Genomic DNA, 14,290 nt, shown 5'->3' with positions numbered 1-14,290 from the left:
AGCCGCGGCGATTCTCAAGCAGATCCGCGAGACACTGGAAGAGCACGCCGCCCGCTGAGGCGTGCCTGCGTCATGGCCGTCAATCCGGCCGGCGTCGCCGTTCCCACCAGACGACAAAGCGGCGCCGGTGGCGCCGCACCATGGCGAATTCATAAGAAAGCACTAGCAATCCGAGCGGAACCATCCAGAAACCGAGGATCGGCAGGAAGCCGAGGATACCGCCGATGGTCAGCAGGATACCGATGGCGATTCTGAGCCCGCGCGAGCGCGGCATTTTGAACTCGCGCCCGAAAACTGAGATTTTGCGCGCCGGCATGTGGTTATCTTGTGCTGTCATCGTCTCGAAAGATTGACCCGTTTTGATCGTTCAGAAGCATCAGCGAACCTAAGCGCGGCCGCGCTTTCGGTTCCGTATCCCTGCCAAGACTGCTAATATGAGGGCATCTCTCGACGATTGCGAGAAACGCCCGTGCGAAAAAGCCTCGGAAAAATGCGAATTGCTTCTTTGCAAAGCCGGAAAGGGCAGCTATACGCTGCGCAACTCGCATAAGAGCCTCCGTTCCCCGGTAGCTCAGTGGTAGAGCAACCGGCTGTTAACCGGTTGGTCGCTGGTTCGAATCCGGCCCGGGGAGCCATCATTTCAAGCACTTAGTCGACCCCGAGAATCTCCGGAAAACAGCTGATCTACAGCATATCTACAGAATCCGATTTCGCTATGGACCCGTTCTGATGATTGGCGCGATCAGCGTGACGGAAGGCTTTGGACGAACCTCGCCGTCGCCCAACGCCCTTTCACTGCGGTAAAGGATTCCCCTTGGGCGTACCGCAATTTCAATATCATAACAACAATTTGAGATTTTCGGTCCCGATAAGAGACCCGAAATGCCCTGCTGAGTTAGCGAACTCAGCTTCGCACGAGTCCAATCCTTGGGTGGCGAATCGGCTTCAGGCCTGCAGGGCACCGTGCCCGATGGAGATAAAGGGCTGCTCCTACGAGAGTGGAGCCAGGGCGTCCTTCGGGACGCCCTTTTCAATTCATCACCCTGGAGAGCACCACCATGCGCAAGCAGATCAATCATGCCCGGCGCCACGCCTGCTTCAGCGAGTCCGCACTACGCGCTCAAAGTTATCACCAGATCGGCCGCGGGTGCTTCTCCAAGGCCTTCGTCCACGCCGGCGCTCCTTGACGTCGTCATCAAGGTCCGCAAGCTCTACAGCAGGCGCTGCGCCCTCGTTGATGGCTTCCCGCACTTCGCCCAGCGCATCATCGACGGCGAGATTCACTCGAAGTTCTTCCCCAAGATCTATGGGCTCGTGATCGACGCTGCCCGAGGTGTCTTCTGGTGCGTCATGAAGCGCTACCGGAAGATGCGTGGTGGCAAGAAGACGGCGGAGCAGATCAGCACCACACACAAGGCCATCACCGGCGGAACTTACGCCAAGCCAGCTCGGCCGCTTCCGCAAGGCGATGGAGCAGCTGATCGACGCTCGGTTCGTCTCCGACATCCACGCCGGCAACGTCCTGTTCGACCCCCGCACCGGGACGCCGATCGTCATCGACCCGATCTGCATCACCCCGCGTTACCAGCAGGATTTCTACGCATGATCACCCAGGCCCAATTCGACCGCATCTATCTCGGCCTCGCCGCCCAGGGCTGGGAGCGCTCCTACGACGAGGACATGCGCTGTGCATGTATCGTGGCCCCAACAGTCGCAAGTGCGCGATCGGCCAGCTGATCTCGGATGACGATCACCAAGGACATGGACGACAGCATGTCCGACAAGGGCTGCTTCAGCCTGGTCAACTTCCATCAGCGGGACCTGCTGGTGGACATGACCAACGAGGAGTTCAAGCTCCTGCAGGACGGGCACGACAACTCCTTCGACCCGGATCAGATGAAGGAGAAGTTCTACGCGATCGCTCTGGAGCTGGACCTACATACGCCGGCCACACCATGAAGAACTGGCGCACCGACATGTACGACGTGTCGCCACCCCTCCACCACGACGACCTCCGCCCATGCTGGTCCAAGGTCGGCTTCGGTGGTGTCGCCATCATCATCGGCCCGGGCCCGACAGCCATGCCGGCGCCGTCAGCCTATGCCACCAAGGAATCCACGAAATGATCTCCCACGACCGAGTCCGTTTCACCCCTGGACGACTGTGACGCCAACCGCGCAGCCACCTCGCGAGCAGCGCAGAAGGCCTTCGGCCTGTCGTTCCCCCTCGCCTACGAGGCGCTGCGTGTCCAGAAGACCATCATCTGCCGGCCCAGCCAGTTCGCCCGCTTCCTGATCTATCGCTCGCAGGAGGTGACGAACAACGGCTTCAAGCAGTTCAACGCCGAGCTGATCCCGGCACCACACCACGACGCTGTTATCGACGTGACGAAGGTCGCGGCTTGAGCTCAAGACCCCTCAAACTGCATCATAACAGTGATGATATCATTTCGGCCGTTGTAATCCGCAAGTACTTTATCTAGGTCCTCTCCAGCAGCCTCCGCCGCTGCAGTTAGTTGGGGTAGGATCGTTTCCTGCAACTGTCTGTTCATGGATACTATGAGCTCATAAAGCTCAAGATTAACCCGTGACAGGTCTGTTTGGTAATCAAATGCTGTCAGGGTCACGTGCGTTATCGTCTTGTCAGAGGGATTAAGGTTACTGTCGACATCGGCAAACCGATGCCTCTCGTGGTGCGTCGTTCCTAACGTGATCTGGGTCATGTTGAACCTCTGATCGGAGTCGATCGGTGAGCAGAAGGACACGACGCCGTACGTAGGGTGGTTTTCGGCTTTCGTATTCGCTGCGTTGCCCAATTGACCGGCGCGATGATGCATCACGTTACGCATTTCTGTGAAATGCTCACAAGATTTTAGGAACCTCGCCATTTGACCTTCGGGCTTGGCAGTTTTCTCAGCAAACTGGCGTAGGGTGTGGACGCTGTCCACGATCGCCCACGCGTTCAGACAAAGTTCGGTCGCCGTTCGGAGCGGTATTCCCGGAACTTGAGACAGGTGCAAGCCAGTCAAAATGTCGAAAATCTTATCGTAGGCCACGAATGCTATGTCAGTGGACGTGAGTATAGCGTCCACCTCAAGGCGCTTTTTAAGGGGCACCGCGATAGGCAGTCTTCGCATGAAGGCATTGTCGGGCAGCATCGTCATCACCTCTTTGGCGCAAGCTAGTATCACAGCCGAACTGTCTCAATAGGGCAGCTTGTCAGCTACCCCGACCCCATCCAGGTGCAACCCATGTTGCTGTCCTCCAGGGGAACCCAACCATCCACTTAACGGCAACGCATGTTGGCCCGGTGTCGCACCTGCCCGGGGCGTGTATGGTTGGACCTCTCCCGACGAGCTGCCGAGCGTGGCACCGATGTGCTCTTACATGGCAGACCTAAGCGCAACGCAACCGGACAACTGAGCGGTTCCGGTATCACGGGCGCGGGCTGGGAGCACTGGTGCGCCTACATCGGTTGATCAGCTCTGACTACAACCTTCGACTGAAGCCGTTGCGTGTTGGCTTTTTTGACGCTACGTTAACCATAGACAAGCTCTTGCTTGCTATTTGCTGCCCATAAAACAGGGACGTGCCGAAGCCCTTGTTCTCTCCAGTGGTGGCGATGGTGCCCCGGTAGGCATGCATATTCCCATTCCCAGTTTTCCGCGCGCGAGTGCAGACCCGCGCCCATGTTTGGCCGAGGTTGGTGGAAGGAAGCACGATGACGTTGACCTTTGCGAGAACAGACTACGCCGCCGGAGCAGGACCACAATATTTTACGACTGGCGACACAAATGGGGACGGTAAACTAGACCTGATTGTTCCCGACGTATATGGCAGTACGATATCGGTTTTGTTGGGCAACGGCGACGGCACCTTCCAATCAGCAACCAGTTACTCGCTCGATGATCAGCCTCATTCCGCTGTTGTCGGCGACCTAAACGGCGACGGCATTTTGGATATCGCCGTGGAGATAGGTGCCGGCGGCGCAGTTTCGGTCCTGCTGGGAAGCGGTGACGGCAGCTTTCAGCTCCAGCCCATGAATTACGCAGTGGGGGCGAACCCCAACCGCATGATCATCGGCGACCTGAACGGGGATGGGAAGTTGGACGTCGTCGTGGGAAACCAAGGCAGCACTGTGGTTTCTGTTCTGCTGGGCAATGGCGACGGAAGCTTCCAACCGCAGGCGACGTATGCGGCTGGAGACGGCCCAGGCGGACTGATCGCGGGCGATTTGAACGGCGACGGAAAGCTTGATCTCTTCGTACAGGACAATGTTAGCAACGGGTTTGCAACTCTGCTGGGCAACGGGGATGGCAGTTTCCAGCCGCCAACTATCTATTCAGAGCCAATAAACGGCTATGCTCTTGGTGACCTGAACGGAGATGGCAAGCTGGATCTAGTTACCGGTGGCAATTCCATCTCAATTCGACTGGGCAACGGCGATGGCACCTTTCAGGCGCCAACAGAAATTGCGATTACTGGTAGTGTTGCTGCCCTTGGCGACGTGAACGGTGACGGCAAGCTGGATGCTGCAGCAATCAATGGAGGCACGCTTTCGATTCTGTTGGGCAATGGTGACGGGACTTTCCAGCCTCATCTAGACTACTCCGTTGGGCCGAACGCCGCCTTCTCCGACATGGCCGATGTTAATGGTGACGGGAGGCAGGATATTGTCATAAGTAACACGGAAGGCGGAACAGTTACCGTCCTCGTGAGCCATTACGAAAATTCCTCCCCAATCATCACGTCTGACGGGGGCGGCGATACGGCCACTGTTTCGGCCCCCGAGAACAACACGGCGGCAACAACAGTGACCGCCAGCGATCCAGATCCTGAGCAGTCGTTGAGCTACACGGTTGCTGGTGGCGCCGATGCAGCTCTGTTCGCAATCGACATAACGACGGGCGCGCTCGCCTTTGTCGCGGCACCTGACTTCGAGAATCCGACCGACGTCGGCTCCAACAACGTCTACGACGTGACCGTCCAGGTTTCGGACGGCAACGGCGGTATCGACACGCAGGCGATTGCCGTGTCCGTTCAAAATGTCGTTGGAGCCACGATTGTTGGAAATAACTCGAGCCAAACACTGACCGGAACTGGCGAGGAGGATTCGATCTCCGGGTTAGGAGGCAACGACACGCTTTTAGGATTGGCCGGCAATGATCATCTGGACGGCGGAAATGGTGTGGACGTCTTGATCGGCGGGCGAGGCGCAGATTTCCTGGATGGCGGACAGGGGCCCGACACGGCATCCTACCTCACATCGTCCGCGAGCGTGACGGTGAGCTTGGCGACGGGAACAGGACATGGTGGCGATGCTGAGGGCGACATGCTATTCAACATCGAGAATCTGACCGGCTCTGGCTTTAACGATATCCTCGAGGGCAGTAGCGGTAGCAACCTTCTTGATGGGGGAGCCGGTATCGACACGATCTCCTACGAACATGCTGGATCGGGAGTGACGGTTAGCCTTGCGGTGACGGCTGCACAGAGCACTGTCGGCGCAGGGCAAGATACGCTGATCTCATTTGAAAGCCTTACGGGCTCCGCTTTTAACGACGTTCTGATGGGAACGACTGGTGCCAATACGATCATCGGCGGGGGTGGTGTAGACAAAATCACTGGCGGCGGCGGGGCCGATGTTCTGACCGGCGGGTCAGGTGCCGACACATTTGTGTTTAAAGCGCTGGCCGACAGCGCGCCAGCCACTCCGACTACCATCACCGACTTCGACTTCCAGCATGCGGATCACATCGATTTGTTTGTAATCGATGCAAACACTTCCATGAAGAAAGACCAAGGCTTCGCGTTTGCTGGTCAAGCCTCAAACGTCGTTGCGCACAGCGTTACGTGGTATGAGAGCGATGGAAACACATTTGTTCAGGCCGACGTGGACGGCAATACGACGGCGGACTTCACGATCATGCTGACGGGTATCAATCACAATCTGACTGGGTCAGATTTTTTTCTGTGAATACTCCACCGCCTAAAGGCGGTGGCTTCAAGTTACGGCTTAAAGCCGGATCGGTCCGCCGTCCGGCGGACAGGGCGCGAACTCACGTCACGTTGAAGTTGTCGTCGGGCTCGGGCGGCTCCTGGTTCATGATGTATTCGGCCCACATCTCGTCGGTCACATTCCCGCTGCTCACCACCCAATAGCCTCTCGCCCATAGGTGCTGGCCCTAGTAGCGCTTGCGCAGTATTGCGAACTCGCTCAGCAGCTTGTGCGAGCTGCGCCCCTTCAGGTGCTGCACCGCGCGACACCGACAGCCGCGGCGGGATCGACACCAGCATATGCACATGGTCGCGGTTGATCGAGCCGGCATGCACAACCATCTCGTGCGCGCGCGCCGTCTCGCGCAGCAACTCCCGGCACCGGTTTCCAACGTCGCCGCCAAGCACCGCGTAACGGTACTTCGTCACCCAAACCAGGTGATACTTGCAGTGCCAAACCGTGTGGCTGCCACGCTTGTACGCTTCCATCCAGCCAGTCTACACGGCAAGCGCCGCGATCCCAGCCGCCTAAAGGCGTGGGGTTTCCTGATCCCCTATCGGGGACTCTAAAAGAAACTTCAGTGGTCCAGTCGCTGCACGCCCTCGGCCATCGAGAATAGTCCAGGCATCGCCTTCTGGCGGTACCCTTCGGCAGCCCGTACTAGCAGCCAAGTACAGAGCTAAGACTCGTCCATGTCAGCAAACCCGTCTGCCAAGACCGGATGTCCTGCCCCCTAATGGTGCCATCAACCCACTGACCCGATGAGTGAGCATCCATCTTCCCACATCCGTGCACCCACCAACCGCAGCTGGTTGAAATTAACAGATTTTCCGGCTTCTGAACAGTTGAGTTCCACAGTTTGACGTTGAAGTACCAGTCGTAGTTAGCTTCACCGGCATTCCATCTGCTGGTGCAATCTTGATGGAAGTAAAGATCGTAACTGCCGCCGAGCTGCGGCCCATCGTCGCGGACCATTTGCGTCAAAACAAGTGAGACATTCGAAACATTGCAATATACTTTTCTGTTAAAGTCGTTGAAGCCAATGACAGTGCGCAAGTCTTGTAATGGGCTAATACCCTCTCTTTGCCTATTTGAATTCTCTAGGGAGTTTGTCTCGGACTTGACCGCGAGGCGATGCCGGAATGACCTAACTTGTTTGCCAAATTCGGCGTCAGAGAGCTTGTCACCGTCCTCGCCGAATAGATCGATTTCGTCGTTCATGAGATCCTCCTCCCCTCGGTTATTCACGGAAAACAATAGACGATGTTAACGCGACTTACAAATGAGCCCCGTTACCCCGCCAATTCGTTCGAAAATATAATATTTGAAACCTAGGCACCCTCATTAAGTTTTCGCGCCTGGCGGGACGCGGTCGGTTTTAGTAGACACCCCCAGCGGCAACTTCCTGCCTACTTCTGAAATTCAAACTGAGACACCACCGAAGACGATCGTACCAATTCTGCTGAAACGTGTATCTTTTGTGAGCAAACAAATACAAAAGCAGTTGATCGGGTTGGCATAAAACGGACGCGCCTTGAGAAAACTGGACAAGACACGAAGACGCTGGTTCGCACTCCGATCTCACAACGAGGAAAGACGTCGCCACCGTATTCCGAAACCGAGTGATTGGGGGCCAATTAAGCGGCCCTCTACAGTTCGTCGGATAGCTTATCGTGTCCAGATCTGGGAAGGCGGGGAGGTTGAATGGGCTATTTCCGCAACAGCAGGACGCAAGCCGCCCTCTCCCCTCTGCTTCGATGAGAACCCCAACGACACTTATCGCTTCTTCGCAGGGCTCCGAGAGGGTTTTCAAAGGGCGATAGGTACCAACGCCGGCTTCGTGCACCGTCCACAGGCGGCGCTTCCGCGAATATCGACCTATTACGATTTTGGACAGCTTAGCGACATTTCTACCGCAGCTTCCATAGTCTTGGCGGCAGAATATCAGCGTATTTCGACCTTGATCGGCGTCGTGCCCCCCACGGTAAACTTGAATAAATGGAACCCACAGGTATACGCCAAACTCACGCAGCTTGGCTTCTTCGAGATACTTGGCATCGAGAAAAAAGTGCGGCCAGTCGTAAGTGACAGTGGGAAAACCCGAACCATGCGGATCGTCCGCGCGCAAAATCTTGACGCGCTTGAGGATATCGACCAGGCGTTAACACAGTTAGGCCTGTTCCTCGATCCGACGGACAATCTCTCCGAAAATGTGTTTGTGCAGTTCCTGACGGGGCTGAGCGAGGCGATCACGAACGTGATCCATCATGCTTATGCGGATGGTATGGAAATCCCAGACAAGCATATCAACAGCCTCTGGGTAACGGCGACGGCAGATCGTTTGGACAACTCCTTGACAGTGGTCGTCTACGACCAAGGCGCGACGATACCTGTAACTTACCCAAAGGTTGAGAGATTAGAGAAAGTCCGCGGGTATCTGGAGCGGGCAATCCGCCGTCGCGTGGAGCAGGCATTTCACCGTCCCTCAAGTAGTCATCCATTTGAAGACGATCCCATTTATATACGGGCAGCAATGCGATACGGAGGCTCGCGGACCGATCAGCGGCATCGTGGTCTCGGCTTGCCTCAAATGTTTGAAGCCCTGACGCGGATTGGAGAAGGCAACCTCAGCATTTTCAGCCGCGGCGGCTGGTGCAAACGAACCCATAATGGACGGTTTACCTCTGGTGCTCTATCTTCTTCTATCGGTGGAACGCTTGTCGAGTGGTCCGTTAGGCTTCCCCAGCAAGGACGCACACCATGAAAATTGATGTTGCAAACGAATTTTACACCTACCCCGCGGGGCGTTTTCCCGAAGACGGCGCGCACAATGGTGAGCGCTTCCGAGAGGAATATCTGGTGCCGCGTATCAAACAGATACTCGAGAGCGGGTCTTCCGAGGAATTGACGATTGATATCGATGGCGTCAGGTCTTTCGGCTCATCTTTTTTGGAGGAGTCCTTCGCCGGCCTCATCCGCTACGGGATATTCCCGAAAGACGTGGTGAGGCGGATAATTCGCATTCGCTGTACCAAACCTCACCTCTTCTTTTTTAGGGATATGATCGTAGCGCTAATCGACGAAGCGCGTGTGGAAGTCCACACCCAGCTGGCTTCGTAAATGGACAAGGTCTTGATCGCACTCGTCAGCTTTCTGGCGGGTGTAATTTTTCAACAGTACCGGGCCGCTCGGTCTGAGGAAAGCGCGCTGATCAATGAGCACATCAAGGACATTGAGAAATTGAGCGAGGCCGCTCAAAGCTATTGGCTGAAAACGCCGAAGGATCTCGAAGAAGAAACGTTCTTGGCAGCGAAGGTCAGAGTGACTCACGCCGGCACAACCGCACTCTACGAGGTAATCAGCCGCATTTGCGGACCCCGCCACGCCGAATACCAAACCGGAATGCAAGAACTCTACAAATCTGCTACAGGTGGCAGTTTCGAGAGCGCTCGTCGCGCTTTGGATCCCGAACGCGCAATGGCGACAGCGGATTTAGCTGCTGATGCAATCCATCTGCTACGAGTTTCACGCGTTAACCTGCTATCTCTCGGCCACATGTTCCGTGTTACAAAGTGGTTTTTCAAGGATCTGTGGCGTGACCACGGTCCAAAGGAATGACTGAAAACTGCAACGACGCGCGACTAGCGCTTCTGCCTCGCTATGTAGAACCGTTGTGATGACAGTTTCCGCACTTGGTGCAGACCAGCTCACTTCCAATGACTTGATCCGGATGTCTCGACCGAGCCGGCGCTGAAGCTCCCATCGGTCGAGCATCCCAATGTGGTCGCAGGCATAGCAATAGCCCAGGAGGACATACCATTCCTCCAGCGTGCCGAGCGTGGCTCGGATGTTCCTCTTAGCTTGACTGATGTCGACGTGTTTCATCGGTCAAAATGACCCGCGCGCCGTGTCGTAACTTCACGATGCGGCCCTCCTGCCCCCTTACGGCCTCGTTGTAGGCCGCCTGAGCCACGCGAATATTCTTCGCCACGGCCAACGTCTCATCCACCCGCAGATCGTCATCGCTCCACAGCTCAATGTGGAATGCGAACTCTTCGATCGTGGGTGGGCTGACGCGCATGGAATAAATTCCTACGCCCTGAACGGATGGAGAACAAGCGTGAAATCCTTCACCCCTCGACGGCAAACGCCACAAGATCCATCCCAAGATCCCGCTCCAACAGATCCGCTGGCTGATCGGCCGGCAGCATGTCGGCACGGCCGACGACGAGATCGAGAACCTGGTCGTCGCCCGCGCCTCCGACTGGCCCAGCGCGGCGGTCGACTCCGGCAAGAAGTTCGCTGTCTGGTGCCACCGCAAGAACCAGGAACTGGTGCGGGAGATGTGGCGGTGACCATCCACCGCTACGCTCGCTGGACCTTCAAGGCCTCCCGGCTCGCCCACATGGAAGCGGTCGAGATCGAGGACGCCGACGTGTTTCGAGCGATCGGCTCGTGTGGCGAGCTCGGCTTCCTCCGCATGCTGGCCAACTGGAACCGCGTGGCCGCCCGTGGCATCGAGACCACCGGCATCCTCTACACCTATCACCCGGAGTATCCGAAATGACCCACACCAACCACATCTACAAGCGCTGCAAGCCGGTGACGAACAAGAACATCGGCAAGAACCTGCTCAAGGGCGGGAAGAAGGAATACCCCACGGCCGGCGCCAAGGAGCTGGCCCGCGCTGCGAAGCGACAGGCTAACAAACCGGCGTCGTAATAGAGGCAAGGCTTATTTGGGTGCCCGGACGACCTTTTTTGCGGTTTTCCCCACCGGTTCCCGCAGGACGCCGCCCATCACCCAGCCAGTTCGTTCGGCGATAAGGTCCTCTGCAATCCTCTTATAGACTTCCAAACTGCTCGCGGGATTTCTGAGGCCGAGATATCGTCCATCGAGAAACGTCATAGCTCGGTATTGATCCAGGTTACGGTTGAGTTCCCTGAGAGCAGTCGTGGTGCGCACAAATTCCTGCATTTTGTCCACATCAACTGCGTTGCCCAACGTCCACCACCGACTGAAATCAGTAGACGCGTGAGGAACCAACATGTCATTCGGCCCTGGTGGAGCTTTCTCCTCTAGGTTCTTGCGGAGTTCCTCGCTCTTCTCGTTCAGCTTTGCTCGGTAGGCTTCGGCGCGCTCCCCCAAAGCTTTCTCGCGCTCCTTACGATCCTTCAAATGTTGCGCAAACCTGGCTTTGGTGATGAATGCCCACCCGAGAATGGCAGCGAGGGCAATCAAAACGATTATAAAAGGAGGGCTCATGGTCTGTATCCCATTTCGAGGATGCCTCTTCCTGTCGAATGTAGGAGATAAGCAACTAGCAGACAACCAATGACGGCCATCGCGAGTTCCTGGGTCTGCATGAATGCCAGGAGTGTTGAGCGATAGAGGAGGCTGACCAACGGCGTAAAGACGCCGATTGTTACGAGCGATGTTGATGCCCGATCGAAGGCATTCGCCCTAAAGCGGGCGGTTTCCCGATCCAGTTCCTTCTCCTGCTGAAGGGCCTCTGCTCCCTGGGCGATTTCCGCACCCTCTTTGGGAAGCCCATCGTTATCGTTGAGTTCCCCCTCAGTCCCGAACATAGCCTCTGTCGGCTCGATATTTTCCTTGTCCAAGTATTAGTCCCTCCCACCAAGATGTCTCTGTGTAGCCGACAAACCTAGTCTTCGACCAGCCCCTGCAGAATAGCGTAGCGAAGCTTGTTCTCGCCACGCAGGTACCTGACGCGAGCGTTGATGCCCGGCTTGACCCACTCAACACCGGGGTCAGCCACGGCCTTTGGGCACACCAACCGGCTTGTCGGCTTTCGCCTTCTGGATCCACTGCCACAAACGGTCTCGCAACTGCTTTGTCAGCGTAATCGTGGCGGAGCCGGCATATTTGCCGTCGCGCGCAACGAAAGCTGTCGTCTGCTTGCCTGGCTCGCTCTTGATGCCCATCAATTCGAAGTCGCCGACCTCCCAGCACTTCGTCTTGACCCAGGAGTCGGATGGTCCGCTGAGATACCGCCCTCCCCGGCGCTTGGAGACCATTCCCTCCAGCCCCATCTCCTGGACAGCGGCGTAAAACTCGGCGCCGCCGCCCTCAACATCCTCGCTGTACTGAATGATACCCTTCGCGGGCTTCACCACATCCCACAGGATCTCCTTCCGCTCGATCGTCGGCCGTGATCTCAGATCCTCGCCGTTCTTGTAGAGGATATCGAAGGCGACGAAGGCTAGCTGCTCGGCGTTCCAGACCATGCGGAAATGCATCTCGTGGAAATTCGGCCGGCCATCGGGTTCCGGCGCGATCATTTCACCATCCAGGATCAGCTCTTTGAAGGGCAATTGTTCAAGAGCAGCGACGATAGGCCAGTAACGCTTCGACCATCGTGCCCATTCTTGGTGAGAGCTCTGCCGCCGGCCCAGTCAAGGATCAGCTGGGTGCGGAACCCGTCGTACTTGATCTCGTGGATCCAATCGTCACTGACCGGCGGCTCCAACACCCGGCTCAAGCGGCTTAATGAACTTCAGCCGATCTGCGACGTTACGCATGGCCGAGTCGATGCCGCGGCCCCACAGCCCTCCAAGGATTCGCTCCACGTTACGGTCAAGCTCGATCACAGTAAGTCCCGGAGTGAGTGCAAAAGGAAAACTCGTAACCTGCCCGGTTGGCGATTTCAGCGAGCAGCATTGCCAGAATGAGAACATGCCGGAAGCGCGACGCCAACCAGCAAAAGCATCGATTATGGGCGATCGATGCGGTCCGCGTGTCAGATCCGCTTTTCGGTTGTCAGACTCCGTGCACCCGCGACCTAGAGCGCCGTAAGAAATTGAAGCTTCTGAAGAACCAGCCCCCTGATTCCACTCCATCATGCGTCACAATCTCGTGTTCAGCATACGCCGCCCCCGTGGCGGGCATCCGTCAAGGAATTAGTCATTGCGGGCGCGCGGTGGCAAAAGGATTCGTTCGTTCAAAAGCCGCATTTGAATTCGGCGCTAACCTCTGCACCGTTCCCGCACACGCTATGAATGTCGTTTCTTTTGGCCACCTGTCGGTCGCCTTTCGATGCCCGATGCGACAAGAACGCGATGGACAGAAGTTGCTCCTATTCCAATCATTCTGGCAATCTGACCCTGTCCAAGCCGCTCTCGTAAAGCGATATGATCTCCTTTGTATGTTCTTTACACCTTAACACATTGATTTTACAATCATCTTCAGAGTTCGCCGTTATGATCCACTTGTCCCGTCGGCGTCCTTGCCATCATAGGCGGCTTGCCGACAACTATTCCTGCTGGAATTGACAGGGCCAATTTTCAGGCCTCGTCAAGCCAGAAGGCAACTCGGTCCGGGCGTCTCCGCAAGCCATGTTGAGCTGCCACTGGGACAGACCCGCCGAATTGGAAAGATCTAGGCCCTCGACACGGGTCAGAAAGAAAAAAGCGCGGTCAAAGTCTATCGGCGCGGTGAACGTCGCTCCTCGAAAGTCCGCCCGCGCGAGATTGGCAAACGAAAAGCGGCTGCCGCTGATATCGGCTTCATGGAACTGCGCTCGCCCCAATTCCGCCTTTGTGAAATCAACATTGGTCAGATTGGCGTCCTGGAAATTCGAGCGCTGCACTTCCGCGCTCGCAAACACAGCGCCCTGCGCGTCCATACGGCTGAAGTCGGTCCTGTAGGCCTCGATTTTGTCGAACCGGGCGCCTTTGGCGGTCGAGTCGGCCAGGGAAGCACGCACAAGCGTTGCCTTCTCAAAATTTGCCGCACGGAGATTGCTGTTCCTGAGGTCGGTCGAAGTGAAATCAACACCGAAGAGATTCGCCCCGCTCAGGTCCTGTCCTTTTAGGATGAGAAGCTTTTTGTCACAGTTCTGCCAATCGACGCCAGGCGTCGCGGCTGCGTCGCAATTTTGAGCGGCAGTGGCGTTCTGCCAAGCAAACACAGTGCAAACCGCTAGAACCAAGCCGGATGCGCCGTAAGCTCTGGTTCGTCTCAAACTCATTGTTGCTGGACCTCTACTACTCGCCGACATCAACCCTACCACATCTGCTGACACTCGAAAGCGACGGCGTTTTTCCCGCTAATCCGCTAGTCCCCACCGCCAAATGAAAAGCCCGCCACCGGGAGGCAGCGGGCCAAAGTTAGCAGCGTGTTACTTTTAGGCGCCCTGCCTGCCAGAAATCAGGCCGGGCTGGTCGTTCTCGCCGCCGTCGTAATCCCCTCGAGCCATTGAAGTCGACTTCGTCGCCGTTCGGCTCGATCACCAGGCGGCGTTCAATGCGGACAGCATACGGCACGCCGACAT

General features: G+C 56.7%; 20 protein-coding genes, 1 tRNA gene and 1 pseudogene. 12 read left to right on the top strand and 10 right to left on the bottom strand.

The genetic code is table 11. The features are described 5' to 3' along the window. Positions 1–79: 79 nt before the first annotated feature. On the bottom strand, positions 80–337 hold the full coding sequence (locus NKI38_RS04620) for a hypothetical protein (protein ID WP_352655169.1): 258 nt from the start codon (positions 335–337) through the stop codon (positions 80–82). A 223-nt stretch (positions 338–560) separates the two neighbouring features. On the opposite strand from NKI38_RS04620, the gene NKI38_RS04615 reads away from it, so the two are divergent. From NKI38_RS04615 to NKI38_RS04590, 6 genes are all read left to right on the top strand, one after another. Further along, positions 561–635, top strand: a tRNA-Asn gene (locus NKI38_RS04615). A 423-nt stretch (positions 636–1,058) separates the two neighbouring features. Beyond that, entirely contained in the window at positions 1,059–1,187 is a 129-nt protein-coding gene (locus NKI38_RS04610; protein WP_352655166.1) for a hypothetical protein, read from the top strand. A gap of 188 nt (positions 1,188–1,375) precedes the next feature. Continuing rightward, positions 1,376–1,606, top strand: a complete 231-nt coding sequence (locus NKI38_RS04605; protein WP_352655165.1) for a hypothetical protein — start codon at positions 1,376–1,378, stop codon at positions 1,604–1,606. Beyond that, a complete protein-coding gene (locus NKI38_RS04600; protein ID WP_352655163.1) occupies positions 1,603–1,737 on the top strand; it encodes a hypothetical protein in 135 nt (44 codons plus the stop codon). Before NKI38_RS04605 ends, NKI38_RS04600 begins: the two co-directional genes overlap by 4 nt. A 6-nt stretch (positions 1,738–1,743) precedes the next feature. Continuing rightward, positions 1,744–1,959 (top strand): hypothetical protein, encoded by a 216-nt coding sequence (locus tag NKI38_RS04595; protein WP_352655161.1) that lies wholly within the window; start codon positions 1,744–1,746, stop codon positions 1,957–1,959. Next, entirely contained in the window at positions 1,956–2,126 is a 171-nt protein-coding gene (locus tag NKI38_RS04590; protein ID WP_352655160.1) for a hypothetical protein, read from the top strand. The genes NKI38_RS04595 and NKI38_RS04590 overlap by 4 nt, the downstream gene beginning before the upstream one ends. Before the next feature lie 281 nt (positions 2,127–2,407). On the opposite strand, the gene NKI38_RS04585 is transcribed toward NKI38_RS04590, so the two are convergent. Next, positions 2,408–3,163 (bottom strand): hypothetical protein, encoded by a 756-nt coding sequence (locus tag NKI38_RS04585; protein ID WP_352655158.1) that lies wholly within the window; start codon positions 3,161–3,163, stop codon positions 2,408–2,410. Between the two features lie 557 nt (positions 3,164–3,720). Between NKI38_RS04585 and NKI38_RS04580 the strand changes: the two genes are divergently transcribed. Next, complete coding sequence (locus NKI38_RS04580; protein WP_352655156.1) at positions 3,721–5,976, top strand: FG-GAP-like repeat-containing protein; 2,256 nt, start codon at positions 3,721–3,723, stop codon at positions 5,974–5,976. A gap of 82 nt (positions 5,977–6,058) precedes the next feature. On the opposite strand, the pseudogene tnpA reads toward NKI38_RS04580, so the two are convergent. Together tnpA and NKI38_RS04570 are read right to left on the bottom strand one after the other, a co-directional pair. Then, a pseudogene (gene tnpA, locus NKI38_RS04575) lies at positions 6,059–6,485 on the bottom strand (IS200/IS605 family transposase). Positions 6,486–6,657: 172 nt separating this feature from the next. Further along, entirely contained in the window at positions 6,658–7,218 is a 561-nt protein-coding gene (locus NKI38_RS04570; RefSeq protein ID WP_352655154.1) for a hypothetical protein, read from the bottom strand. A gap of 313 nt (positions 7,219–7,531) precedes the next feature. Between NKI38_RS04570 and NKI38_RS04565 the strand changes: the two genes are divergently transcribed. From NKI38_RS04565 to NKI38_RS04555, 3 genes are read left to right on the top strand one after another with little or no spacing between them, the layout of a single operon-like run. After that, positions 7,532–8,761 (top strand): ATP-binding protein, encoded by a 1,230-nt coding sequence (locus NKI38_RS04565; protein ID WP_352655153.1) that lies wholly within the window; start codon positions 7,532–7,534, stop codon positions 8,759–8,761. After that, entirely contained in the window at positions 8,758–9,117 is a 360-nt protein-coding gene (locus NKI38_RS04560) for an STAS-like domain-containing protein (protein WP_352655151.1), read from the top strand. Before NKI38_RS04565 ends, NKI38_RS04560 begins: the two co-directional genes overlap by 4 nt. Before the next feature lie 12 nt (positions 9,118–9,129). Next, positions 9,130–9,615 (top strand): hypothetical protein, encoded by a 486-nt coding sequence (locus tag NKI38_RS04555; protein WP_352655149.1) that lies wholly within the window; start codon positions 9,130–9,132, stop codon positions 9,613–9,615. A 238-nt stretch (positions 9,616–9,853) separates the two neighbouring features. Here NKI38_RS04555 and NKI38_RS04550 read toward each other — a convergent pair whose 3' ends face one another. Continuing rightward, a complete protein-coding gene (locus NKI38_RS04550; protein WP_352655147.1) occupies positions 9,854–10,078 on the bottom strand; it encodes a hypothetical protein in 225 nt (74 codons plus the stop codon). 49 nt (positions 10,079–10,127) lie between these two features. Further along, positions 10,128–10,313 (bottom strand): hypothetical protein, encoded by a 186-nt coding sequence (locus tag NKI38_RS04545; RefSeq protein ID WP_352655145.1) that lies wholly within the window; start codon positions 10,311–10,313, stop codon positions 10,128–10,130. Positions 10,314–10,348: 35 nt separating this feature from the next. On the opposite strand from NKI38_RS04545, the gene NKI38_RS04540 reads away from it, so the two are divergent. Both NKI38_RS04540 and NKI38_RS04535 read left to right on the top strand, forming a co-directional pair. Then, complete coding sequence (locus NKI38_RS04540) at positions 10,349–10,564, top strand: hypothetical protein (RefSeq protein ID WP_352655144.1); 216 nt, start codon at positions 10,349–10,351, stop codon at positions 10,562–10,564. Further along, complete coding sequence (locus NKI38_RS04535; protein ID WP_352655142.1) at positions 10,561–10,719, top strand: hypothetical protein; 159 nt, start codon at positions 10,561–10,563, stop codon at positions 10,717–10,719. Before NKI38_RS04540 ends, NKI38_RS04535 begins: the two co-directional genes overlap by 4 nt. Before the next feature lie 12 nt (positions 10,720–10,731). Here NKI38_RS04535 and NKI38_RS04530 read toward each other — a convergent pair whose 3' ends face one another. From NKI38_RS04530 to NKI38_RS04515, 4 genes are all read right to left on the bottom strand, one after another. After that, positions 10,732–11,262 carry a hypothetical protein gene (locus NKI38_RS04530; protein WP_352655140.1) on the bottom strand — a complete coding sequence of 177 codons (531 nt, stop codon included), beginning with the start codon at positions 11,260–11,262 and terminating at the stop codon, positions 10,732–10,734. Beyond that, entirely contained in the window at positions 11,259–11,618 is a 360-nt protein-coding gene (locus NKI38_RS04525; protein WP_352655138.1) for a hypothetical protein, read from the bottom strand. Before NKI38_RS04525 ends, NKI38_RS04530 begins: the two co-directional genes overlap by 4 nt. Positions 11,619–11,768: 150 nt before the next feature. Continuing rightward, positions 11,769–12,332: an ATP-dependent DNA ligase gene (locus tag NKI38_RS04520; protein WP_352655136.1), complete on the bottom strand. Its 564-nt coding sequence runs from the start codon at positions 12,330–12,332 to the stop codon at positions 11,769–11,771. A gap of 938 nt (positions 12,333–13,270) precedes the next feature. Then, a complete protein-coding gene (locus tag NKI38_RS04515; protein WP_352655134.1) occupies positions 13,271–13,987 on the bottom strand; it encodes a pentapeptide repeat-containing protein in 717 nt (238 codons plus the stop codon). Between the last annotated feature and the right edge of the window lie 303 nt (positions 13,988–14,290).

The organism is Mesorhizobium sp. M0621 (assembly GCF_040320745.1).
Taxonomy (GTDB): Bacteria; Pseudomonadota; Alphaproteobacteria; order Rhizobiales; family Rhizobiaceae; genus Mesorhizobium.
Note: the sequence above shows the minus strand (reverse complement) of the source record. Positions and strands in the feature narration are given on the sequence as shown.